A 23,725-nucleotide genomic window follows, 5' to 3' on the forward strand; every position below is an offset into this window, starting at 1 on the left:
TGAGGATAATCTGGGTTTTTAATACCTGAAAAAAGTATAACTGCTCACTCTTAACTCATAATTCAATCCGCTCCATTTGTAATTTTGCCTAACTTAACAACTGATGCAAGAGCTTGACCAAAAAAAGGCCATTGACCTACTTAACTCCATCATGGAATTTGAACTAGCAGGGGTAGTACGCTATACCCATTATTCTTTGATGGTGACTGGCCCCAACCGGATTCCAATTGTGGCTTTTTTCAAAGCACAGGCGAGTGAGTCGCTACTTCATGCCCAGCAAGTGGGAGAAATTATCACAGGTTTAGATGGGCATCCCTCCCTAAAAATCGCCCAAATGGAAGAGACTTACCAACATAACGTCAAGATTATTTTGGCAGAAAGCTTATCCCACGAAAGCAAAGCGCTGGAGTTGTATAAAAGTCTGCTAGAAATTGTCACTAATGCCAGCATCTATCTGGAAGAATTCGCCCGTAACATGATTGGTCAGGAAGAGATGCATAATCTCGAACTGAAAAAAATGTTACGCGATTTCAGCTAGTATTCCCTGCTCAATAGTCACCAGTCTAAAAATATTTAGATTGGTGACTAATAACTAATGACTAATAATATTGAACTATGAATTTTAGTACAGCCTTACCAACTTTTGTAATTACGCTCCGGGAAGGGGTAGAAGCTGCCCTTGTTGTTGGTATCGTGCTGGCTTTGCTAAAAAAAGCCAAACAGTCCCGACTCAACCCTTGGGTATATGCTGGTATTGCGGTGGGCATTGTTATCAGCGCCTTGATAGGTGTGCTCTTCAGTTGGCTAATTCAATACTTAGGATCTGTTAATCCTCAATACACCCCCATAGTTGAACCAATGCTAGAGGGTGTATTTAGTGTATTTGCGATCGCTATGCTCAGTTGGATGCTAATCTGGATGACTAAACAAGCCAGATTTATGAAAGCTACAGTTGAAGGTGCGGTGACAGAAGCACTGACACAAAACTCAAATGCTGGTTGGGGCGTTTTTAGCTTAGTTTTAGTTGCCGTTGTGCGTGAAGGCTTTGAAACCGTTCTGTTCATTGCTGCAAATTTTCAACAGGGATTAATGCCCACTATTGGCGCCCTTGGTGGTTTGGCAGTAGCAGTAGGCATTGGTGTGCTGTTATTTAAATTGGGTGTCAAAATTAATATCCGCCAGTTTTTCCAGGTAATGGGCGTTTTTTTAGTATTGATTGTCGCCGGTTTGGTAGTTTCAGCTTTGAGTCATTTTGACACAGCAGTGTCTAACCTGGCTCTCAGTAATCGCGCCTCCGAAAGCCTTTGTTTTTATTATGAACGCTTTACTAAAGTCCATTCTTGCATTTTGGGGCCAATGGTTTGGAATACTTCCAAAATATTGCCCGATGAACAATTCCCCGGCATTATTTTCAAATCTTTATTTGGCTACAGAGACAACCTCTATGTCTTGCAAGCAGTAGGATATGCAGGGTTTTTAGTCAGCGTCGGCGGGCTTTATTTTCGCAGCATTACTGGCAGTTCTCCTCAACCTAAAAAGAATAGCCCAGTTATGCAGAACCAAATTGGTTCTCTCAAGGATTAAACAATATTGAATTTTGGATAAATTCCTAAAATACAATTGTAGGACAGGCATCTTGCCTGTCATTCAAATCATTCAAAGTCTTGCCCGTCATTCAATCTAACGTTGTGGTGCAGACAAAACTTCCCTAAGCTGTTGAGCCGCTTTTTCAATTGTATTTATACTGCCCGGATTCACCAGTCCGTAATAATCAAAAACATAAATTCGGTTATTTTTAGTCGCTTGCATTTTCTGCCAAAAAGATTCCTGTTTAAAAGATTCTAAAAGTGCTGCTTCAGAACCTCCTTGGGGAGGATTAACTAAAATTATCACTGCTGGATTTGCTTCTAAAATTTTCTCAGCCGAAAGCGTTACATATCCACCTATCGGACTTTTACCTTGTAATTCTGCTGCGAGATTTTTAGCCCCAAATTTAGCAAGTAAATCTCCTGCCCAACTATTTTTATTTGGTGCTAAAATTGGTTGACGACTAACCAGCACTAGAGTAGAAAGACTTTGATTTGGTTTAGCTGGTAAAAAGTTTTTGTAACGGTTTAACAAAGGCTGGGAATCAACATCAATTAATTGACCTAGCGTTTGAGTCAGTTTTTCTAAAGATTCCCAGTTTTTCACTTGCGTCAGAAAAGTTGCAATTCCTAGCTGCTTGAGTTTTTGAATGGGTACATCAGAAAAACCCGCTGCACCAATAACTAAATCTGGTTTCAGAGATACAATTTTTTCTAAATTAGGAGGACTTTGACCTTCGCTAACGCGGATAATATCCTGAAATCTTGGGTCATTATTAAATAATCTACTGCCTGTAATTCCTATAAGTTTTGTTTGATCAAGTTGATAGATAATATCAGCAGCAAGTGAAGAGAGAGCAACAACTCTTTTTGCTGATGCTTTCGGTGATTGCTGAAAATCTGTGTTACTTGTCTCATTGGTATTTGTAACTTTTGCCTGTGGTTGCTGAGTTGTTGCAGTAGTACAAGCAGATAAAACGATACTCAACAAAAGTGCTAAAGCAGATGATATCCAACGACGATACATATTATAATTCCTTCCAGGATGGTAATAAAAGCAATCGCAGTCACAAGTTTAAGATTAAAAAATCTAATTTATTTTTAGATAATTACTTTGTTTATAACCTTTGGGTTATGGTAGGGAGATAAGTATAAAACCCAGTTAGCTATTAATCTGTTACTAGGAATACAATAAATTATTTAAAATCCAAAATTTATTTAAATTGTCAATAAGCGACATAGGCATTGATTAACTTAAAGCCAAGTCTTCTGGTGTATTACAGTTAAAAAGCATATCAGGTTCTGTTAAAGGCAAGGCTGCTACTTGATGTTGCTGTAGCCATTGCTGAAACGATCGCCCCCCTTGAGTGATAAAATCCAGTAGCAGCGGTAGACAGCGACGGTTATAGAAGCCACACAGCGGTTCCCAGCCTTTAGGATGGTGTACCAAATATGCGATAATCGCCTCATCCCCCACACTATCAAGTTTACCTGCCCAATCTTGCAACACCTCAACCCGCAACTTCGGCAAATCGCAAGCTAGCAGCAACACCCAATCTGTTTTTACCTGCGCTAGTCCTTGAGCAAAACCCACCAGAGGGCCACCAGTGTCTCCAGACAAAGGGACTTCTCGAATAAATTGGCAATTAGGCAAAAGCAAGTTTTGATAACGTTCTGGCCAGGGAGTAACGATATAAACAGTATCAGCACAACCTTGAGCAATGCCGCAAACCCGCTGCAACAACGGCACTCCTTGAATCGGAATCAAGGCTTTATCTTCACCCATGCGAGAACTTTTTCCGCCGGCTAGGACAATGGCGGTTAATTTGCTACAGTCATTAGTCATAGTTTAATTTAAGGCCGAATAAATAGGAGAATTAGATTAAAGCTTGTAGTAAGGACTTCAGTCCTTAAAATTCTTAGACTAAACGATAAATCCCCGTCTACGAACAAAATTTTCATCTCATATTTAATTGTCTCTGCCTACATATTACAAGGATTTGAACAAATGAAACTAACAGCTAATTCTCAAAATCAATTCAAGCAAGTTTTATCTAGCGCTGGAGCTATCTTAAGCTTGGCCTCTTTATTTGCACAACCATTAGCTGTGCAAGCTTTACCAACCAGCGCCACTATAAATTATCAAATTTCCCAGAATAACAAGCAAGTTAAAAAAATACCTTATAAACGCTTAGTAATAGGTGGTGTAGGTCTTGGGATGGCTGAGACGCAAGTCAGAAAAGTTTTAGGACAACCGTTAACCACAAAAAATATTGATATGCCTATTGCTGGTAAAACTCGCACTCTTGAATATTCAGGAATTACAGTCAAGTTGCTTGAAGACGCTAAACCAACAGGTAAATTTTTTGTCTATGAAATTGAAGCTAAAAGTTCTAAATATGCCACTTTGGATAAAGTCAAAGTAGGTGATAGCGCCACAAAAGTGACGACAATCTACGGAAAACCTGAATCAGGCGATACTACTAGATTAAATTATGCTGTCGATTATTCCAGTCCTACATACTTTTATTTCACCCTGGGAAAGGGGAAGGTAAAATCAATTGTTTTCGGTGACTTTTTGGGATGATGATATGGAAGCCTTGGCGATTAGAAATCGCGGCTACACAGGCAAAACCCGCCTGCGCGGGTTAAAAGCCTTGATTTTCTTTTAGGCTTCTATTCATTTGGCATTTTTGCTATAACTCAATAGTATATAAATCTAGCGACGACTTACCCGCACCCTGACCCCAACGCGCATCTGGTTTCCACGCACCATTTTCTTCTTCTCGGCGGCGGGTGCGGACTGTTAATTTATCGTTTTCAAATTGTAGCAGGTTATATTGCCAGGGATAAGCGGGGATGAGTTCTTTGGTAGGTGCGCCGAATGTTCCTGCACAGATGCGATCGCATTTCCGCCCCTCTTGACTCATATCATAACGGTATAAGCTGGTTTCTGCTTTGTGTATGTGACCGTGAAGGAAGAAGCGAAAACCAGCCACAGCTAACTGTTCCATAAAACCTTGGTCTCTAATACGGTCATCCCAAGCACTATCAAGGGGATGATGCCAGACAGCAATTTTCATGCAATTATTAAACTTTGGATGGCGGCGAATATCAGTTAGGGCATCGCTCAAAGCATCCATATTGATGCTAGCGCGGGATTTGTAATGGTGATCTAATTGCCAAGCCGAGTTTAGACCGAGTATGAGGAGGTTTTGGGACGGGAGATAGTCTAAGGTGTATTGCTGGCGATATTCTAAGGGATAGGGTTGATTTTTGATAGCTTGGTAGAAGTTGCTAAAATTGACAAAACGCTGTTTATATTTCTCTTCATCTCGCACTCGAATCACGCTGGTACTTTCTTCGATGTAATAACCTTCTTTGAGTTGTCCTTCATATTCATCGCGGTCAAATAGTTGGTAAGCTTGTTTTGCCATTTTCCAATTAAGGTCATGGTTCCCTGGAACAATGATAATTTGCTCAGGTTTGAGAGGGTAATCTTGGCTGAGGTTGACAATAAACTCTTCAGCGGCTTGGTATTCTTCTGGGGTAGAAAAGTTAGCGATGTCACCGGAAAGAATGAGAGCATCAAGATGAGGAATGTTGAGGTCGTGATGTAAATCTTCTGCTAATTGGTTAGACCAAATTTGAGCTTGTTGGGAATTGCTGAAGTGCAAGTCTGAGAGGTGGACGATATTAATTAATGTGGTAGATATATTTGGTTTAATAATCGGAATTGTTTCTGGTTTAAGCTGTTGTTGATTGCCTATAAATTCATTACGCCAATTTTCGGTAGTAATAGCTCTAATGTCTGCACTTAATCTCGTTAGTTTTTCTTTATTCTCGATTCCTAGAAAATCGCTATTAGCTAAGTTGTCAATAAAATTCAGTAGTGTATCTCGTCCTTCCAACTCTAGCACTTGAATTAAATGAACGGTGAATTGTTGGGGAGTGCCTGCTAAAGTGATTTTTTTAATTAGGGAATCGTAGCCGAAGTATAATAGTAATGTTTGGCGTTCTCTTTCTGTGTTAAGAATTGACGAATTTAACAAGAAGTCTATTAATTGCGATCTAAGTGACATATTTTTTAACAAAGGATTGTGAAATTTATAATATTCTTGATTTATTTCAATTAATTGGATAGCATGGTTGAATGTAGTCGCAATATTAGCAATTACAAAATTATCAGTATTTAAAAATTTAATTGCCTCAATAATGATTTTTTCTGATTTAATTTTTTCCAGAGCATCTGCGGCACTCCTACGAACATCACAATTTGGGTCTTCTAGAAGTCTAATTAAGGGAGCCACTGCATTTTCTGATTTAATTTCTCCCAGAGCATCTGCGGCACTGCTACGAACATAATATTCTGGGTGTTTTAGAAGTTTAATTAAGGGAAACACTGCATTCTCTGATTTAATTTTTTTTAGAGCATCTGCGGCTCTCCAACGGAAATTAGAATCTTGGTCTTTTAGAAGTTTAATTAAGCAAGTCACCGCCTTTTCTGATTTTATTTCTCTCGGAGCAGATGCGTCACTCCAAAGAAAATCATATTTTGGATATTCTGGGTATTCTGGGTATTCTGGGTATTCTAGAAGTTTATTTATGCAAGTTACTACCTGTTCTGATTTTATTTCTGATTTTATTTTTTCCAGAGCAGACGCGGCATTAATACGAACATGAAAATAAGGGTGGTATAAAAATTGAATTAAGCCAGTTACTGCCTGTTTTGATTTAATTTTCCCCAGAGCTTCTGCGGCATACTCATAAACTTCTGAATTTTGGTCTTCTAAAAGTTTAATTAAGCCAGTCACAGCCTTTTCTGATTTGATTTCTCCCAGAGCATATGCGGCTCTCCAACGAACACTAGATTCCGGATCTTCTAGAAGTTCAATTAAGCCAGCCACTGCCTTTTCTGATTTAATTTCTCCCAAAGCATCTGCGGCATTTCTACGAACATGAAAATAAGGGTGTTTTAGAAGTTCAATTAAGCCAGTCACAGCCTTTTCTGATTTGATTTTTCCCAGAGCATATGCGGCATTCCTACGAACATCAAATTCAGGGTGTTCTAGAAGTTGAATCAAGCCTGCCACCGCCTTTTCTGATTTTATTTTTCCCAGAGCAGATGCGGCACTCCAACAAATATCAGATGCTGGGTATTCTAGAAGTTGAATTAAGCGAGTCACCGCCTTTTCTGATTTGATTTTTCCTAGAGCAGATGCGGCACTTATGCAAACATAAGATTCAGGGCGTTCTAGAAGTTTAATTAAGCCAGTCGCCGCCTTTTCTGATTTGGTAATACCAAAAAGTCTGATTTCCAATAACTGAGGAAGTTTTAAATCAGCAATTAAATTAACTGTTTGCTCCTGCCACTCTGATTTTACCTCACCTGCAAACCTTGCCCCTAACTGCCAATCTACCTCTAAGGCTAACTTCACTACTCGCACGGCTTGCGCTTCATTCTCTATCAATTCTGCCATCAGCGCCAGAGGTTCTGTCCATTTTAAATAATTTAAATAATCTTGTTTTAAACAATCATCGCTGAGTTTTGGTGACAGCTTCAGCAAATATTCTGCTGTGTAATATTCCTGAATCAGTTGGTGGCGAAATTCAATTTGGTCATTTGCACCGAGTTGAATTAAATGATGGTTGAGTAAATCTCGTAGCCATTTTAAAGAACGGTCACGAGGTCTATCAAATTTTTCTTTCTGAAAAAATTCTGTCAGAATGTCTTCAGCTTCACTTCTGGGAATAGCAACATTTAAATCTGTTCTTGTTGTTCCCTGAGTCATCACCCAGGCTAATTGTTGCAAAAGTCGGGAACTCCAACGGCGAAACTCTACGGAAACAGGAATATCTCGTTTAAGTTTTTCGTTATAACTTTGGGTAAATAACCGAAACACAGAACCCAAATTTGAGGGGACTTTATTCTGATTTTGCACAAAAACAGAACACAACATCCACAACAGCAAAGGCGTTTGTCCAAATTCCTGCAACCTTGTACCTAACTGCTTCAGCATTTCTTCACCCTGTCCTGGCAGATAAGCACAAACAAAATCTTGCATTTGTGTTTCTGTCAGGGGTTGCATTTCCAGTTTTTTGCTAATATCTAAATCGCCACCTATCCCTAAATCTCTGGTGGTGAAAATCATCGGCGTTTGGCGATAGTCTTGGCGAAATGCTTGCAAATTTCGCCGCGCTTCTTCTGAGGGTAATTCGTTTAAACCATCCACCAGCAGCAAGAATTGTCCATGAAATAGTAATTCTTCAATTTCGGCATTCTTGAATAACAACCGATGGCGCTTGCAAAAGTTCCGTATCAAGTCAATTATTGAAGTTTGGTAATAGCGCAACTCTACCAGCACGGGTATCTGACCTAACCCCCCAGCCCCCTTCCCTGCTAGGGAAGGGGGAGAATTAGCTCCCCTCTCCGCGTCGGGGAGGGGTTGGGGGAGAGGTCTTTCTGCTTCTTCTAGCAACAACCTCAACAGCGCTGTTGATTTTCCTGAACCTGGTTTTCCTACTAACAGCACATGGTCAGATTTATATTTTCGCAAACCTTCCAAGACGCTGTATTGTTCAATTTTTTCTTGCTGTTCCCGTTGCTCATCTCGTGGTTTAATTGTCTGCACCTGCAAGTCAAAGTTCCACAGGGGAATTAACGCTTCCTGTTCTACCTGCCGGTGTCCGACTACATCTGTAAATATATAAACTTTCCACCACTGGGCGTAAGTTTGACGAACTGACTCTAGATATTCACTCCAATTCACCATGTTGAGCGAGTTGGGCTAATGGGTTTTCTCTTGCTGCGGGAAGATGCTTTTTTATTGTGGCATTTATAACAGTCTGCCTGGGAATGAATTCTCGGAAATATTACGCTATTCTCGGTTAGCCCCCTCACCCACTGGGAATGAATTCCCAGGCTAACAGCTCAAGTACGTTGAAACGCACTGAAAGCCTTTCTCAGTCGTCTAAAGACGACTTTTGCTATTAGCCTCAGAATGTATTCTGAGGCGGTTGTTGGAACTGGTGCCAGATATTAGTATTACGCTCTCAATAGGGTTTGGTTAAAGTTTGAATCTATCGAAGATCCCCCCAACCCCCCTTAAAAAGGGGGGCTTTTAAGGCTGTTTTACCCCTTTCTTTTTGAAGAAGATCCCCCCAACCCCCCTTAAAAAGGGGGGCTTTTAAGGCTGTTTTACCCCTTTCTTTTTGAAGAAGATCCCGCCAACCTTCCTTAAAAAGGGGGGCTTTTAAGGCTGTTTTACCCCCTTTTTAAGGGGGTCGCCGCAGGCGGGGGGATCTTCTCCGAATTGTATTGATTACACTCTCACTTGAATTTGCTGGACTTGCTGCAACATCTGTTCTACACTTTCAGCCGGTGCAAGACACTTTAAACCTTGGCAAACTAAGCCGATGCTATTCTCTGGTAAACGTGCTGCTACTGCAAGGGCAGATGTGGGCAGATACTTGGGGATCAATGATGTTATCTGCTCTATGGTGCTGCGGATTAAGGTTGAGTTACGATACCAATCTAAGGCTGTAAACAAGCTGGGGCAAGCTTGGGGAGCACTACTCATTACGCTTCTGAAGGCTTTTAAACCTTGTTCTGCTAAATCTAAATAATGCAGATTATCTGTGAGGAGGGCAAGACGGACAAGATTTGCGATCGCTATTCCATTGGCTGATGGTGTAGCATTATCCACATAACTGCGTTCTCGCACAATCAAATCTTGACTATTATCACTGGATGTGTTATAATATCCACCTAATTCTACACTCCAGAGAAATTCAGCGAATTCTTCTTGAAGTGTTACTGCTTTTTCTAACCAAAAAGTACGCTGATTGCTATCTAGCGAAACTTGGGATAAATCCAGCAATGCTTTGATAAAAAAGGCGTAATCTTCCGACTGAGCTAACACAGTCGCTTCACCACCATAATTAAGTCGCTGGAAACGCCCATCCACAAACTGATTATCCAGAATAAAATTCGCCGCTTTTGCTGCTAATTCCAAATACAACGGTTGTCGAAATACCCCAGCAGCTCTAGCCAAACCGGAAATCATCAAACTATTCCAGGCGACAATCATCTTAGTATCTGTCACCGAAGGAATACGACCAGGCCAGTTAGTGGTTTTTGCTTCTAGGTTATCGCGAGCGGGGGGGAAAGTTGCCAGTGAATCAGGGGGAGCACCATAACGAGCAGTAAACAGCTTACCCAGTGCAACTTCCAGCTTTTGACTCAATTCCCCTGCATGACGCCTTTGCAAAACATTTTTACCTTCAAAATTACCGTTAGGGGTAACAGTAAACTGCTGTTGTAATTCTGTTAGTTCTTCTAGGGTTAGCAGTTGCTCCAGTTCGCTATAACTCCAGACGTAAAAAGCCCCTTCCTCCGGTTCAACAGCCGTAGAGTTGAAGAAGCTATCAGCATCTTGAGCCGCATAGAAGTAACCCTCTGGTGCAGTCATTTCCCGTTGCAGCCATTGAACAGTTCCCGCAACAGCCCTGACAAAAGCTGGTTCTTTTACTCCTGCACTCCACAAAGAAGCCAGATACTCTAAAATCTGACCGTTGTCATAAAGCATCTTTTCAAAATGGGGTACAGTCCAAGTGGGATCAACTGTGTAGCGATGAAAGCCTCCACCCACATGGTCATAAATTCCCCCCAGCGCTAATTCTAGTCCCCGTTGGGTACAAACTTGCTTGCCATCATACTGAGATGCAAAATTAAACCGAGTTCCGCGCAATGCTAATTCAGCATAGGGGATCATCGGGAAGCTATTACCAGATGGCTTAGGAGTAATGATCCCCGTGGTAGTTTCCCAGCCATGACGGAGTAATTGATTATCTTGCAACTCATCGGCTGCGCCATCTTGCAACACCGCAGAGGTGAGAAGCGACTCAATAATCGAAGCTTTGCGATCGCGCAAATCTTCTTTTTCTGTATCATAATAGCGGCGCAACGCTTGCAAAACCTGCAAAAAGCCAGGACGACCGTAGCGCGGCTCTAAAGGGAAGTAAGTCCCCGCATAAAACGGTACCAAATCATCTGGAGAAAGAAAAGCATTTAAAGGCCAACCCCCTTGACCACTCATCATCTGCAAAGCCTGCATATAGATGCTATCGAGGTCAGGTCTTTCTTCTCGATCTACCTTGATGGGAAGGAAGTTAGCATTCATGTAATCAGCGATCGCTGAATCAGAAAAAGCTTCCCCTTCCATAACAGTACACCAGTGGCAGCTAGAGTAGCCAATGGAGAGAAAAATGGGTTTATTTTCGGTCTTTGCAGTAGCCAGTGCTTCATCACACCAAGGCCACCAATCAATCGGGTTTTCAGCGTGCTTGCGAAGATACAGGCTCTTGGTTTCAGCAAGGCGATTAGTCATGATCAGGTGCGGGTAGTTGCCTTCTTTGCCCAGTCTAGCCTTTTCCCAGGATTGTTAGCCTAGGCATCTATATGTACAGCTAAGAAACCCGACGAGCGACTTATTCCTTGGGTAGAGGTGGCAGCATTACTCAAAAGAGCGAAACGCTGAACTGAGGACTGACGCTGACGTTTCGGACACAGGTGATATCCCCTGTTTGGGAATTTGTGTATTAACGCTCAGTCCTGCTATCAAGTGGAGCAAAAAGGTAATAAAGGCCGCTTGCATAAGTTTTTCCAGCATAGTATGTCTCTCTGGAGGATGAATAGCATTACAAGTAAGACTGGTGATTCTAAATACAGTTCGTACTATTGATTTACCGGAGTTGGCGAGAATATCCGGATAATTGCCCAGAACGATCCTAAAAAAAAGTGGGAAAAGTTACCAATAGCTGACAAATCACTGGAGAAATTGGTATTCAGTTATTGGTATAGTCACTACGACGTTACTAAAGTTGTGCAGCAACCCCCAGTCCAGGGATTAACGACCACAGTTGGAAATTTTTGTGATTTCTCTCTGTCTGTCTAAACGAGCATACCCATTTAGACGCTCGCTGCCGTCAAAAAGTGCCCATCTACGAATTTTGGATTTTAGATTTTTAGATTTTAGATTTTTAGATTTTAGATTTTTAAATTTTAGATTGTCCCCACCGATGAGTCTGTTTGCTCAGAACTGATTATTGAGATTTTTCCTTTAATCCAAAATTTAAAATTGGTATAGCATCGAATTTGCTGTGGCACCACAATTAGCCGCCATAACATTCTTAATTGTTATCCTACTCTGACAATTGGCAAACTACGGCTGATAGATGACAGCGCCGCTGGCAATTGAAGCTAGCAGAGGGGAAGTTATTCAATTCAGACTTAACTTTCAACAAAGCTAGATATAACGAGATTCAAGAGGAGCAAGGGTTAAGAGCTAAGTTGAGAGTAGTTAAATCCAGTGAACCATCTATCAGTGATGGATGATTACCACCATTCCCCTAATTAAATTTGATGGCAGCTTGGGAGCATTATTCTGAGTATCTCCAGCCAAATTTAAAGGAGGCAATTTTTGCAAAACTCATCAGATATTTGATTTAGGCAGAAATGAGAAAATTGATGAGATTATTCCCGATGCAAATAGCTGGCTTTTCGGTTAAAAAATACTATAAAAATGAATAAATAACTTTTAGGGCTTGTCACTAGAAGCCATAACTGCAACCGACCGATGATGAAATTAACTGTTTTTGCTGTGCCAAAAAACATTAATTCCATCTTCTCCCCACTCCCGCGCATTCATCAGGCAGTCCGAGGACTGTCTTGTTTCCACGCCACGCGACGACAGGAGAAGCAACTGCCGTCTCACGACTGAACGGATTACCGTTACAGTGCGAGCCTTCTGCTGTTCAAGGTAAAATAGATGAGCATCAGTTGAGCATTTACTGAATCTAATTCAAGTAGTGCAAAGTTACTATAAATAATGCTCAAACCACCAAAATCATCCCAAACGAGCATTATGACAGTAATAAAGACTGAAAGTGTTGATAATACGTTATCTTGACATATCCCATGATTCCCATCGTTATTGAACAATCGGGTCGCGGCGAACGCGCCTTTGACATCTACTCACGGCTGTTGCGTGAGCGCATCATCTTTTTGGGACAACAGGTTGATAACAGTATCGCTAACTTGATTGTTGCCCAACTGCTGTTTTTAGATGCTGAAGACTCGGAGAAAGATATTTATCTATATATCAATTCTCCCGGTGGTTCGGTGACAGCTGGCATGGGTATTTTTGACACAATGAAGCACATCCGCCCCGATGTTTGTACTATTTGTACCGGACTGGCGGCGAGTATGGGCGCTTTCCTCCTCAGCGCTGGTGCTAAGGGTAAGCGGATGAGTCTACCCCATTCGCGGATTATGATTCATCAACCTCTTGGCGGTGCTCAAGGTCAAGCGACTGATATCGAAATTCAGGCGCGGGAAATTTTATACCACAAGCGGCGGCTCAATGATTATTTAGCCGAACACACTGGTCAGCCGATTGAGCGCATTGCTGAAGATACTGAACGTGACTTCTTCATGTCGCCAGAGGAAGCCAGGGAATATGGCTTGATTGACCAAGTAATTGACCGTCACGCCGCAGGTAGCCGACCAATGGCTGTTGTTTAGTCAGTAGGGGCGGGGTCTCCCCGCCCTACAGTTGTCAGTGGTCTTTCTTTAAAATCCGGCAATTGGGTCTGGCTGAGATTCCAGGTGTTTGAGAAAATCTAGCAATTCTTCTTCACTCAGCAAAGAGCGTCCTAACTTACCGTAGGTTTTTTTGAGATATTCCTTTCCCTGCTCTTTTGTCCAACCTAAGCGCTCAATTTCGACATCGGTTTTGGCAATTACATCAGACAAGTTCACAGGTTCACTTTTCTTCTTTCTCTTTCCTACCCCTGATTGGTTATCCACGTCTTCTTGATGACCATAATTGCGCGGCACAAATGGTGTGACGTTACTAGTAGCAATGGCTGGTAAGGATTGATTGTCAGGCTCGCTACCTGAGAGAATTCCCACGTTGCTAACCGGGGTATCAAATTGGGCTTCCCAGTTACTCTTCACAGGAAAACGTTGACCTAAGTCTTGGTTATCGGTATCAATTTTATTTGTAACAGGTGTGTCGTTCGTGACTAAATCTGGTTTGATATCCCTTTCACTGGGGGGTGGGGTCGATGTTTCTTTGCCACTAACTACTGACCACTGACTACTGACAAAATCCCCATCTTTTGTAGAGGCGTAGGTGGACTCATGCAATCTCCCTGTGGTATTCAAGGAGGGGTAGATCTGTACCTGGGAGATGGTTTTTGGGGTAGATGTTACTGGTTCCCCTGGTGCATTCGTAATTCCCAAAACCATCAGCGCCCTATTTCTGGCTTGGTCTTCGGCTGCTTCTACTGTTTCCGCTGCTGCCATACCAGTAGCGCGGGTGACGCCTTCAATTTGCACGCTGGCCCTGACGATATATTTTCCTTGAAAAATTTGCACTAATTCCGAGATAAGACTGCCGTTGGGATACAAGCTCTGGAATTGAGCTAACATAATACTGCCACCAATCTAAGTCTGTTTAATTACGGCTTTGTTGCTACTGGTTTACACAACCTACGTAGCATTTCTTTGTAATCTCCTCTCAAACCCAAATTTCAAATCCGGCTGTGCTGGATTTTAAAATATGACGGGAGATGACCAACCTTACTCAGGGTGGATATCTAGATGTATTTGAATTTTACGTCCACCAATGGGACTCCAAGGTGCTATTCGCACCTTAAGGAATGTTTCCCGATTGTAGCAGCAGATGTAATCAAGAATATTTTTGGCTACTGCTGACTTACTCTGAGTGGTCTTTCCTTCAATGCTATACTAAATACCCAATTCGATATCCAGAACTATTTTCTGGAAGTGTACTCTAAATCTACAATAATGAAGATAAGGTTCGCCCTCACTGCTTGTTAAGCTGCTTACCTAATTGTTACCGATTCTACATATGGAAAAATTGGGTTTATCGGCAGTTTCTCCTAGTTAAAAATCAGAGTTTCATGGCGTAAAATTACCTAAGATCTAGACAATCAAACACCCGTGGTTTCCCTACATAGTGCTTTTGGGCAGCGTGGAGAGTTCTCCAAACCAAGCCTCTCAAAAACCCGTTGCGTAATTACCTAGTGGGGCAAAATCGAGTATCAGGAGTGCTTTGTCAGATTGGTTAGGTAAAGGTAGTTGAACCCAGACGAACTCTTTTGAGTGTCGTGCAGTGAGAAGTTTAAGATCAGGCTTCCTCTGATCGGAACTTCGGCAGCCTTGCCTCCGGGCAATTCGTTTGCACCAAGCGTGTTCTGTAGTCCGTGAGGGTATACAGGGAAGAACCAGATTAAACCGGACACTTTGACGCCAGTCACACGCCACTTGCGACAACTCTCTTGACTAGAGCAACGCAGTGGCTCCCCAAGTCGGGAAACCCTTTCGGCAGTTCCTCATGGGGGAAACCCCTTCCGGACTGCCTCACCACGGTGTTGGCTCCTCAACTGGGGGGAACCCCCGCAGGCAATTGTCCTAAAAAAATGATGTTTTGACCAAAGGTCGGTTCACTGCATGGAATTTTCAATCGCTACACTCCTTGCCAATTTCACCGATGATAAATTGGTAGCTCGTAAGGTTTTGGAAAAGAAACTTGGTTGCGAGGATGAAAAAAGTTTACATAAACTTCACATTGCCCTGGAGGTTCTAGAAAAGATCGGGATTTTGGTGAAAGAACGGGGTAAGTATCGCCGCGTATCAGAAGAGGGGCTGATCGAAGCAAAACTCCGTTGTTCTAGTAAAGGTTTTTGCTTTGCTATTCAAGATGTGGAGGGGGCGGAGGATATTTATATCCGCGAAAGCCATTTGAGTAATGCCTGGAACGGCGATCGCGTTTTGGTGAGAGTTCTCAAAGAAGGTAGTCGTCGTCGTTCTCCCGAAGGAGAGGTAAAGCTGATTCTGGAACGTTCCAATCACACTTTACTGGCACGGATTAAGCAAGTAGAAGGCGGTTTTCGGGCTGTCCCCTTAGATGATCGACTGCTGTTTGAACTCAAACTGCAAATGAACGGCATGAAATTGGAAGAGGCGATCGATCACCTAGCCCATGTAGAAGTCTTACGTTACCCCCTAGCTCAATATCCCCCATTGGGTCGGGTGGTGCAAATCCTTGGTAGCGATGCCGAAGCTGCTGCCGATATAGATTTGGTAACTTGTAAACATGATCTATCCCGAAACTTCCCGGATAATGTCCTTGATGCAGCGGCGAAGTTGCCCAAAAAGCTGCTGAAAGTAGACATAAAAAGTCGGGTAGATTTACGTAATTTATTTACCCTGACCATTGAATCGGTCAACGGTGACACCACGGTAGAAAATGCCTTTAGCTGGGAAAAAACACCCCTAGGCGATTGGCGCTTGGGGGTTCACATTGCTGATATTTCCCACTATGTCCAACCTGATGAACCTCTAGATAGAGAAGCACTCAAGCGGGGGAAGGCGGTTTATCTGGGGGAATTAGTGTTGCCGATATTGCCAGAGGCGGTGATCGAACGCTGTTCTTTAGTCCCAGGAAGCGATCGCTTAACTCTGTCTTTTTTGATTACCATCGATCCACAATCGGGTGAAGTTAGAGAGTGGGAAATTCAACCGAGTATCATCAACGTAGATACCGCTCTGAGTAAATCACAAGCTCAAGCTATTCTCACCGGTCAACCAACAGATCAATCGCCAACAGTGATCCAGATATTGCAAGACCTGGAAACCTTGAGAAAAGCGGTAAAACAGGCCCGGTTGAATCGCGGTAGCTTGCAGTTAAATCTGCCACCCAGCCAAAACCCCTACTATGATGAGGGGATTCTGGGGGCTGTGGTAGTTAATGATTTACCGGTGCGATCGCTTTTAACAGAGTTGGTGCTGTTGGTAAATCAACTGATAGCAAATCACTTGAGCGCTTTAGGCGTTCCCGCCGTCTGGCGCGTCCAAGGCACACCCGATCCCGAAGATGTCCAAGAAATGCTGAAATTGGCGGTCAATTTAGGTGTGGAACTGTCACTAGATCCAGAACTAGACATCCAACCCCTAGATTATCAACATTTGACCAGCGCTTTTGGTGAATCGCCATCAGAGCAAGTGCTTACCTACTTATTGCAAGATACCCTCAAGCCATCTGTGTACAGCACCACCAAAGGATTGCACTTTGGTCTGGCTCTGCCACAATATATCCACTTTTGCTCCCCCTTGCGACGTTATCCAGATTTGCTGATGCAAAGGGTGTACCATACATTACTTGAGCAAGGACGCGATCGCCGCAATACCCGTGTAAAAGAACGTGTTAACCTGCGCCACTCCTCTTGTCACGCGGAAATCAACTGGAACGTCCTCCCCCCAGAACTGCAACAAGAACTCCAAAGCGATTTGACTAGAGTGATTGTCCAGATTAACGACAGGGAAAAAGAAGTCCAAGAAGCTGAAGCCGATTTAGCCGGACTGCAAAAAGCCCAACTGATGAAACAGCGCATCGGTCAGGTGTTTCAGGGCGTGATTACTGGTGTTCAATCCTACGGTTTCTTTGTAGAAATTGAAGTACCAGCCGCAGAAGTTGAAACAGGCGCTAACCCTGGCGTACCTCTGAGAGTAGAAGGGCTGGTACATGTCAGTTCTCTCAAAGACGATTGGTATGAATATCGCGCCAGACAGCAGGCTTTATTTGGTCGGAAAAATCGCGCTTCCTATCGATTAGGCGATCGCGTAGCCGTGCAAGTTAAGAGTGTTGATTACTACCGTCAGCAAATTGATTTAGTCACCGTTGGTAGCGATGGTGTAGCCAAAAACTTAGGAGTTAACGTTCCTAATGAAGATATATCAGATATGTACTTAAGAAATGACATTGAGCGAAGCGACTTGGAACCTTACCCTGAGGATGAGTAAATATCCTGAATAAATGCGTGTCCAATAACACCAATCCTTTAATTTTAGGCGTATCAGGTGCATCGGGACTGATTTACGCCGTTCGCGCTCTCAAATTTCTGTTAGAAGCAGATTATCGCATTGAACTGGTTGCCTCCAAATCAAGCTATATGGTTTGGCAAGCCGAGCAGGATGTCCGAATGCCACCAGAACCAGCCGCCCAAGAGCAATTCTGGCGAGAGCAAACCGGAGTCCCACTATCAGGTAAACTACGCTGCCATCCTTGGAGTGATGTCGGCGCTAATATCGCTAGTGGTTCCTTTCGGACTCTAGGGATGGTGATCATGCCATGTAGTATGAGTACAGTAGCGAAGCTAGCAGTCGGTTTGAGTTCCGACTTACTAGAACGGGCAGCAGATGTCCAGATTAAAGAAGGGCGTAAACTGGTCTTAGTCCCCCGTGAAACTCCTTTTAGCCTGATTCACCTGCGTAATTTAACCACCTTAGCCGAAGCTGGAACCAGAATTGTCCCCGCTATTCCCGCCTGGTATCATAATCCCCAGAGTATTGAGGATTTAGTTGATTTTGTAGTTGCTCGTGCTTTAGATCAACTAGATATTGACTGCATTCCCATTCAGCGTTGGCAAGGTCGTCGCTAAAGTATGAAGTGTGAAGTATGAAGTGTGAAGTGTGACGTAGAAATTGCTCATTCTTCATCCTTCAACTTTATCCTTTATTTTTTATTTTTTTCTCATCTTTATGGCTGTAATTCGCTTAATTCTGTTGGTGGCAGTACTGGGAGGACTAACACTGTTGTTAGCCCAAAATTGGTCGCCTGTCCTCCCACTCGTATTTTTGGGTATGCGGACTCAACCATTACCACTGGCGCTGTGGATTTTGTTCAGTACTGCCGCTGGTGCTTTCACATCTATATTGATTACCACCTTGTTTAAGTTGTCCAATTTATTTGCTGGACAACCAGATAAAACACCACCCAAATCAGCTCCAACTTCACCACGCCATTCGGCAGATAGAAGGAAAGAACCTACACCCTCCCCTGCCAGTCCGCCACCCCCGTCTGGTAAAACCAAGCACAGTACCAGTCAAGAATTTGATGATTGGGAGACACCTAATCAAAATGATGATTGGGACTTTGAGGAACAGCCAGAACAAGCACCTACAGACATTGCCGAAGAACGCCAACGAGCGCCTAAAAGCAGCTCTCAATCTGGTTCAGTTTACTCCTACAGCTACCAGGAACCAAAAAATACAGCTGTGGGAAAAACCGAATCTGTTTACGATGCTGATTATCGGGTAATCATCCCCCCTTATCAACCCCCGACTACCAATCAAGCAGATAACGATGATTGGGATTTTTTTGATGACGACGATTTTGAGGATGAGGATCAGGATGCGCGCTCCCGTCGGTAAAGCTCTTGTCTATTTGATACCACACTTCTCCCTGGACTCCTGCTTGACTTTACCAGTCATAGCGGCTTCTTGCAAAGTCATAAAAGCATTAAAATCTTCTAAGTCATACTGGGTAGTTAAAAGTTGTCGTAGTTGATTTTCTGCTTCAACAGTCAAATAGCCAGTTGCCAAAGCTTTTTGCACAACATCACGAATTCGAGTCATTGCTGAGACCTCATTCATACCACATTGATTGATTTGGTCTTAATCAGGTGAGAAAAGCTTCTTGGTACAACGAAAGGAAAGTTACTTATCCTTTAGACTTTTACGGAAACACCCATTGATTGGGGCTGGCTATCAGTAAATTTTAGAGGATCATACTGTGCTTCTAAAAACACAGTATTGTCGATCACTAAATTTCACCCACCAGAAATAGTTCTGCTTTCTTGTATTGACAGAATTTATTTCCTTAAAGTTTCAAACAAGCTATATAAAATTTCCGTTAAGCATAACGATAGCTAAACAGCATCTGTCAATTCACCTAACGACAGTTATTAAATTCGTTATAAATTCATCGTTTATTTATTCTGACTTGATTAAAGAACCGTTAATATATTCTTTGAGTTACTTTAAATACATGCATGACTATAATGTTAGCAGCTGATTCAACTCAATTAGAAGCAGAATTTATTGAGGCTAAAAATAATTGGGAATTAGAAAAGCTATACATAGATTTGGCTTCCGTCAAAGGAAAAGCCCTAACACCTGTAGAAAAGAAATTCCTCAGAGGTTTACTTTGTGGCTGTAGCCCTGCGGAAATTGCCAGTATAGTTTATAAAAGTCGTAGTAGCAGTACTGTTAGAGTTTATCTTTCTAATGGAATTTATAAATATATAGAAGAAATGCTGAGTAACCAAGTAGGATACTCAGTCAAGGTGAAAAGCTGGAGTCGGGTGACTCATTTGCTAGAAAAAGCTGGGTATAAAAAGAATTGGTTTCAAGTACAACCAACAACCACACCTGGCAAATCTACAAGTGGTCCAGAAACTGATTTGCTCACAGTTAAATCAGCACTCGTCCAAGATTGGGGTGAAGCAATTGATGTCAGGGGATTTCACGGACGAACAACAGAATTAGCCACAGTTGCAGAATGGATTGTGCAAGACCGCTGCCGATTAGTGGTAGTTTTGGGTATGGGTGGAATTGGTAAAACCGCTTTCTCAATCAAGCTGGCAGAAGAGATTCAAGCTAAATTTGAATATGTTATCTGGCGATCGCTAAGTTTTGCTCCTCCCCTAGAGGTGATTTTAGATCAACTCAGAGAAGTTTTATCCCCAAAGCCACAGACAAGCAGCACAGATACTGAATACGGAAAAATTTCCCAACTAATTGATTGTTTGCGCTTTTCTCGTTGTCTTTTGGTGCTAGATAGTTTTGACTCGATTTTGTGCAGTGATTATAGCGAGCAGTGCCAATCACAATCTCCCATACCAGTAAGTACTTCCATTTATACCCTTGGGCAGATTCGCTATCGCCAAGGTTATGAAGGTTATGGAGAATTAATTCGACGGGTGGGAGACTGCCAACATCAAAGCTGTTTATTATTAACGAGTCGGGAAAAACCACCAGAGACATCCGCTATTGAAGGCGAAAAACTGCCTGTGCGCTCTTTCAAACTGACTGGTTTGACTAAAAAAGAAAGTGTTTGCATCCTCAAAGCTAAAGGATTTGCTGACTTAAAACAAGAGGAATGCAGAATTTTAACTGACTGGTATGCAGGCAACCCGTTATTTATTAAAATAGTTACTACTACTATTCAAGAATTATTTGCTGGTAGTATCTTGGCGTTTTATCACCAGAATACTTTAGTTTTTGGCGAAATTCGCGGGATTTTAGACCAGCAGTTCAATCGGTTATCTGTGTTAGAGAAGCGCTTGATGTACTGGATGGCACTCAATCAAAATTTTGTTTGCTTGCAGGATTTACCAAGTGATATCATACCAGGGTTATCGCCCCGGTTGTCTCAAAGATTAATGCTGGAGGCGATGGAGTTATTACAAAGGCGATCGCTAATTGAAACAAAAGCATCCAGCTTTTACCCCACCCCAGTGTTGACGGAGTATGTAATTGAACGTTTGATGGAGGAAAATTATAAATTAACTGAAGAGAAAGAAAACAGCTTATTGGCAAGTTATACGATTTTGTCAGCGCAACTGAAAAACCACATCCGAGAAAATTGCCTGAACGCGGAGATATAAAGTAGAGTGAGTAGCTTATTAAAAGGAGTCAACCTGTATTTAATTGGGATGATGGGTGTTGGTAAGACGACGGTAGGGCGCTTACTAGCTCAACAGCTTGGTTATGGGTTTGTGGATACTGATAATGTAATTGTTCAAGCAGCAGGTAAGTCGATCAATGAACTATTTGCTGATAAAGGGGAAGCGGCGTTTCGCCAGTTAGAGAGTGATGTACTGGCACAAGTCTGTGCTTTTACTAAGTTGACTATAGCGACTGGTGGGGGCATTGTCCTGAAGAGAGAAAACTGGGGTTACTTGCACCACGGCTTGATAGTCTGGCTAGATGCGCCAGTGGAACTAATTTTAGCTCGGTTAGCAGAAGATACCACAAGACCACTGTTGCAAGATACTGATCCTCAAGATAAATTGCGATCGCTTCTTGAACAACGAAAACCACTTTACTCACAAGCGGATCTCAGAATCACTGTGCAAGCGGAAGAAACACCAGAACAAACTGCCGCTAGAATCATGGAAGCAATTCCCACCGTTCTCAAACCAGAAGTTTCTCAAGTTCACAACTGACACTAATCGCCTCTACAGGGGAGCAAAGTCGTAGCCAGTAGGAGAATTGCTGTTTGGTTGCACCTTCACTAATATAGCTTTGCCTTTGATATCACCCGATGGCTGAAATGCAATTTTGCCTGTAGCACCATTCACAGAGAAACTGGGACTATGCAGCACCTTTTGTAATTCTTCACGGCTGTTACCTTGCTGTAAACCTTTAGCAATCGCCATAGTCGCATCATAAGCCGTCGCTGTTCGCCAATTAACGGTGCCACCCCAAAGTTTGACAGCATTTTGCGGAAAAGGATTACTCTTAATTGCTGTAGGATGCCAAGGTACAGTCATTACCATACCGTTGATATCACCTTTTCCCGCCTGTAGAGTTTGGTATCTGTAAAGTGTCGGACTAGCTAACAGTGCTAATTTTCCTTTATTTGCTGCTGCTAGTTCTAAAGATTTGTTAATTCCATCTACATGAGGTAGTAATATCAAGCTATCTGCACCACTGCTGATTAATTGAGACATCGCTGCACTCGGATCAAAATTGGCAGCAGCAAGATCGCAATCTGTGGGATTCACCTTGCTACCCCCAGCCTGTATCACTTTGACAAACTCTTTTTTGAAAGAGATGGTGTCAACTGCTGTGGAATCAAAGCAAATGGCAATATTAGTTTTGCGCGCCGTTTTAATAGTGTAATTAGAGAGGCTGTTAGCAAACGAGTCATTACCGAGAACAGTACGGAATATATAGCTACCAATTCCAGAAAGGTTTTCCGCAGTACTACTGGGAGAGATCATCACTAACCTTCCCTGTTGATATATTGGCGCAGCGGCAATGGTGAGATTACTAGCATTATGCCCGACTACAGCCTGAATGCTAGAGTCTTTGACAAACTGCGTAGCTAACTGCTGGGCAAGGTTTGGATCATTGTCATCGTTAGCGATCGCCACTTGCAAAAGTTTACCATTGATCGCACCACTGCGATTTACCTCATCTTGCGCCTGAGCCACACCCCGCAGAAGTTCTTTCGCTACATCTAAATTGCCACCAATCGGCACGCTAACCGCAACTTTCAGGTATTTACTACTCTCACCCAAAGAATTATTTAAATAAATTAATGTCTCTGGATCGTTGCGATTTTTCTGCAAGGATGCTCTAAAATTGCTAGCAGCGGCGGCAAAATCACCCTTAGCGAAGGCTTTGACTCCGGCTTCTTTATCAGGGTTGGTGTCAGCGGTAACTAAAATTTTTTCACCTAAACTGATTCTCTCTGATGTAGAACCTGAATTTCGTTGAGGATTATTGTTTGAAGCTGAAGGAATTATCGTCTTTCCAGAAAGTTGATTCCACAACCAAAAGCCAGCACCTAACAGAACAGTGGTAAACAGTAGAGAAAAAACCAGTAACTTCGTTTCATTCTTAGAATTCATGGGGTGTTACACAATCAGTTAAAATTCTGGAATTGCTTATAGAAGCAATTGATTAGGGGGACTTCAAGAAAAAAGAAGACTAAAAATGAGTATAATGCTTAATTAGCATAGCTTTCACGTCAAAGTAACACCCAGATGAAACAGAAAAACGCCACAGCAGAAATGTTGAATGTTAAGAAATAACTGATAAAAATAGCCCAAAATCTAACTTATTTTGGGCAAAGGATTAAAATATTATTTGTTAATAATGATTGTAAATTCATTTCCCTATATTGTCAAACATATTCTCAGAGGTCTAACAAAAAATGATTATCCTGTTTTGAATAGCGATCTTTTCGTTGAGTGTTGGTTAGCTTATGCCCTGGATAATAGCTTAACAAGTATGCGCGATTAATTTAAACGATTAAATAATACTAGATTTGATGTAGATATTTCCACATTTTCCAAATATAACACTCATCGAAGTCAAGAACTATTCCAGAATCTTTATCATCAGTTGAATCAATTAATCCACAATAAAGCCCAGAAAAAGTTATATGAGAGTGATGAAAGAGCACTTAAGGTGTCAGACCAGACAAATTTCCATCTTGGGAAACTTGCTGATCTGAACAAACGACGTTTTGTCG

General features: G+C 42.3%; 16 protein-coding genes and 1 pseudogene. 10 read left to right on the plus strand and 7 right to left on the minus strand.

What is annotated here, in order from left to right; translation table 11 throughout:
* Positions 1 to 103: 103 nt before the first annotated feature.
* Together CYLST_RS18085 and CYLST_RS18090 are read left to right on the plus strand one after the other, a co-directional pair.
* Positions 104 to 538: a ferritin-like domain-containing protein gene (locus CYLST_RS18085; protein WP_015209168.1), complete on the plus strand. Its 435-nt coding sequence runs from the start codon at positions 104 to 106 to the stop codon at positions 536 to 538.
* 77 nt (positions 539 to 615) lie between these two features.
* On the plus strand, positions 616 to 1,584 hold the full coding sequence (locus CYLST_RS18090) for an FTR1 family iron permease (protein ID WP_015209169.1): 969 nt from the start codon (positions 616 to 618) through the stop codon (positions 1,582 to 1,584).
* Between the two features lie 96 nt (positions 1,585 to 1,680).
* Here CYLST_RS18090 and CYLST_RS18095 read toward each other — a convergent pair whose 3' ends face one another.
* On the minus strand, positions 1,681 to 2,613 hold the full coding sequence (locus CYLST_RS18095; RefSeq protein ID WP_015209170.1) for an ABC transporter substrate-binding protein: 933 nt from the start codon (positions 2,611 to 2,613) through the stop codon (positions 1,681 to 1,683).
* 222 nt (positions 2,614 to 2,835) lie between these two features.
* Entirely contained in the window at positions 2,836 to 3,432 is a 597-nt protein-coding gene (locus CYLST_RS18100) for a molybdenum cofactor guanylyltransferase (protein WP_015209171.1), read from the minus strand.
* A 162-nt stretch (positions 3,433 to 3,594) separates the two neighbouring features.
* Here CYLST_RS18100 and CYLST_RS18105 point away from each other — a divergent pair, with 162 nt between their 5' ends.
* The gene (locus CYLST_RS18105; protein WP_015209172.1) at positions 3,595 to 4,173 is read left to right on the plus strand and encodes a hypothetical protein; all 579 of its coding nucleotides are present in this window, start codon (positions 3,595 to 3,597) and stop codon (positions 4,171 to 4,173) included.
* Positions 4,174 to 4,282: 109 nt separating this feature from the next.
* Here CYLST_RS18105 and CYLST_RS32365 read toward each other — a convergent pair whose 3' ends face one another.
* Both CYLST_RS32365 and CYLST_RS18115 read right to left on the minus strand, forming a co-directional pair.
* Complete coding sequence (locus tag CYLST_RS32365; protein ID WP_015209173.1) at positions 4,283 to 8,359, minus strand: HEAT repeat domain-containing protein; 4,077 nt, start codon at positions 8,357 to 8,359, stop codon at positions 4,283 to 4,285.
* A gap of 549 nt (positions 8,360 to 8,908) precedes the next feature.
* Complete coding sequence (locus tag CYLST_RS18115) at positions 8,909 to 10,975, minus strand: thioredoxin domain-containing protein (protein WP_015209174.1); 2,067 nt, start codon at positions 10,973 to 10,975, stop codon at positions 8,909 to 8,911.
* 1,589 nt (positions 10,976 to 12,564) lie between these two features.
* Between CYLST_RS18115 and clpP the strand changes: the two genes are divergently transcribed.
* Entirely contained in the window at positions 12,565 to 13,170 is a 606-nt protein-coding gene (clpP, locus tag CYLST_RS18120; RefSeq protein ID WP_015209176.1) for an ATP-dependent Clp endopeptidase proteolytic subunit ClpP, read from the plus strand.
* A 48-nt stretch (positions 13,171 to 13,218) separates the two neighbouring features.
* Here the strand turns inward: clpP and CYLST_RS18125 are convergent, their stop codons facing one another.
* Positions 13,219 to 14,082, minus strand: a complete 864-nt coding sequence (locus CYLST_RS18125) for a hypothetical protein (RefSeq protein ID WP_015209177.1) — start codon at positions 14,080 to 14,082, stop codon at positions 13,219 to 13,221.
* Between the two features lie 1,044 nt (positions 14,083 to 15,126).
* Here CYLST_RS18125 and CYLST_RS18130 point away from each other — a divergent pair.
* The 3 genes from CYLST_RS18130 (at position 15,127) to CYLST_RS18140 (ending at position 18,888) form a co-directional block, all read left to right on the plus strand.
* Positions 15,127 to 17,478, plus strand: coding sequence for a ribonuclease R family protein (locus CYLST_RS18130; protein ID WP_015209178.1), 2,352 nt, complete (start codon positions 15,127 to 15,129; stop codon positions 17,476 to 17,478).
* 17 nt (positions 17,479 to 17,495) lie between these two features.
* Complete coding sequence (locus CYLST_RS18135; RefSeq protein ID WP_015209179.1) at positions 17,496 to 18,116, plus strand: flavin prenyltransferase UbiX; 621 nt, start codon at positions 17,496 to 17,498, stop codon at positions 18,114 to 18,116.
* Between the two features lie 100 nt (positions 18,117 to 18,216).
* Positions 18,217 to 18,888 carry a LapA family protein gene (locus CYLST_RS18140; RefSeq protein WP_015209180.1) on the plus strand — a complete coding sequence of 224 codons (672 nt, stop codon included), beginning with the start codon at positions 18,217 to 18,219 and terminating at the stop codon, positions 18,886 to 18,888.
* 9 nt (positions 18,889 to 18,897) lie between these two features.
* Here the strand turns inward: CYLST_RS18140 and CYLST_RS18145 are convergent, their stop codons facing one another.
* The gene (locus CYLST_RS18145; protein ID WP_015209181.1) at positions 18,898 to 19,092 is read right to left on the minus strand and encodes a hypothetical protein; all 195 of its coding nucleotides are present in this window, start codon (positions 19,090 to 19,092) and stop codon (positions 18,898 to 18,900) included.
* Positions 19,093 to 19,517: 425 nt separating this feature from the next.
* Between CYLST_RS18145 and CYLST_RS18150 the strand changes: the two genes are divergently transcribed.
* Both CYLST_RS18150 and CYLST_RS18155 read left to right on the plus strand, forming a co-directional pair.
* Positions 19,518 to 21,125, plus strand: coding sequence for an NB-ARC domain-containing protein (locus CYLST_RS18150; RefSeq protein WP_015209182.1), 1,608 nt, complete (start codon positions 19,518 to 19,520; stop codon positions 21,123 to 21,125).
* Between the two features lie 6 nt (positions 21,126 to 21,131).
* Positions 21,132 to 21,686, plus strand: a complete 555-nt coding sequence (locus CYLST_RS18155) for a shikimate kinase (protein ID WP_015209183.1) — start codon at positions 21,132 to 21,134, stop codon at positions 21,684 to 21,686.
* 12 nt (positions 21,687 to 21,698) lie between these two features.
* Here CYLST_RS18155 and CYLST_RS18160 read toward each other — a convergent pair whose 3' ends face one another.
* Positions 21,699 to 23,099 (minus strand): ABC transporter substrate-binding protein, encoded by a 1,401-nt coding sequence (locus CYLST_RS18160; RefSeq protein WP_015209184.1) that lies wholly within the window; start codon positions 23,097 to 23,099, stop codon positions 21,699 to 21,701.
* A 247-nt stretch (positions 23,100 to 23,346) separates the two neighbouring features.
* On the opposite strand from CYLST_RS18160, the pseudogene CYLST_RS36010 reads away from it, so the two are divergent.
* Positions 23,347 to 23,637: pseudogene (locus CYLST_RS36010) on the plus strand (IS4 family transposase); the annotation flags it as partial.
* Between the last annotated feature and the right edge of the window lie 88 nt (positions 23,638 to 23,725).

The sequence above is a fragment of the Cylindrospermum stagnale PCC 7417 genome, from assembly GCF_000317535.1.
Lineage (GTDB): Bacteria > Cyanobacteriota > Cyanobacteriia > Cyanobacteriales > Nostocaceae > Cylindrospermum > Cylindrospermum stagnale.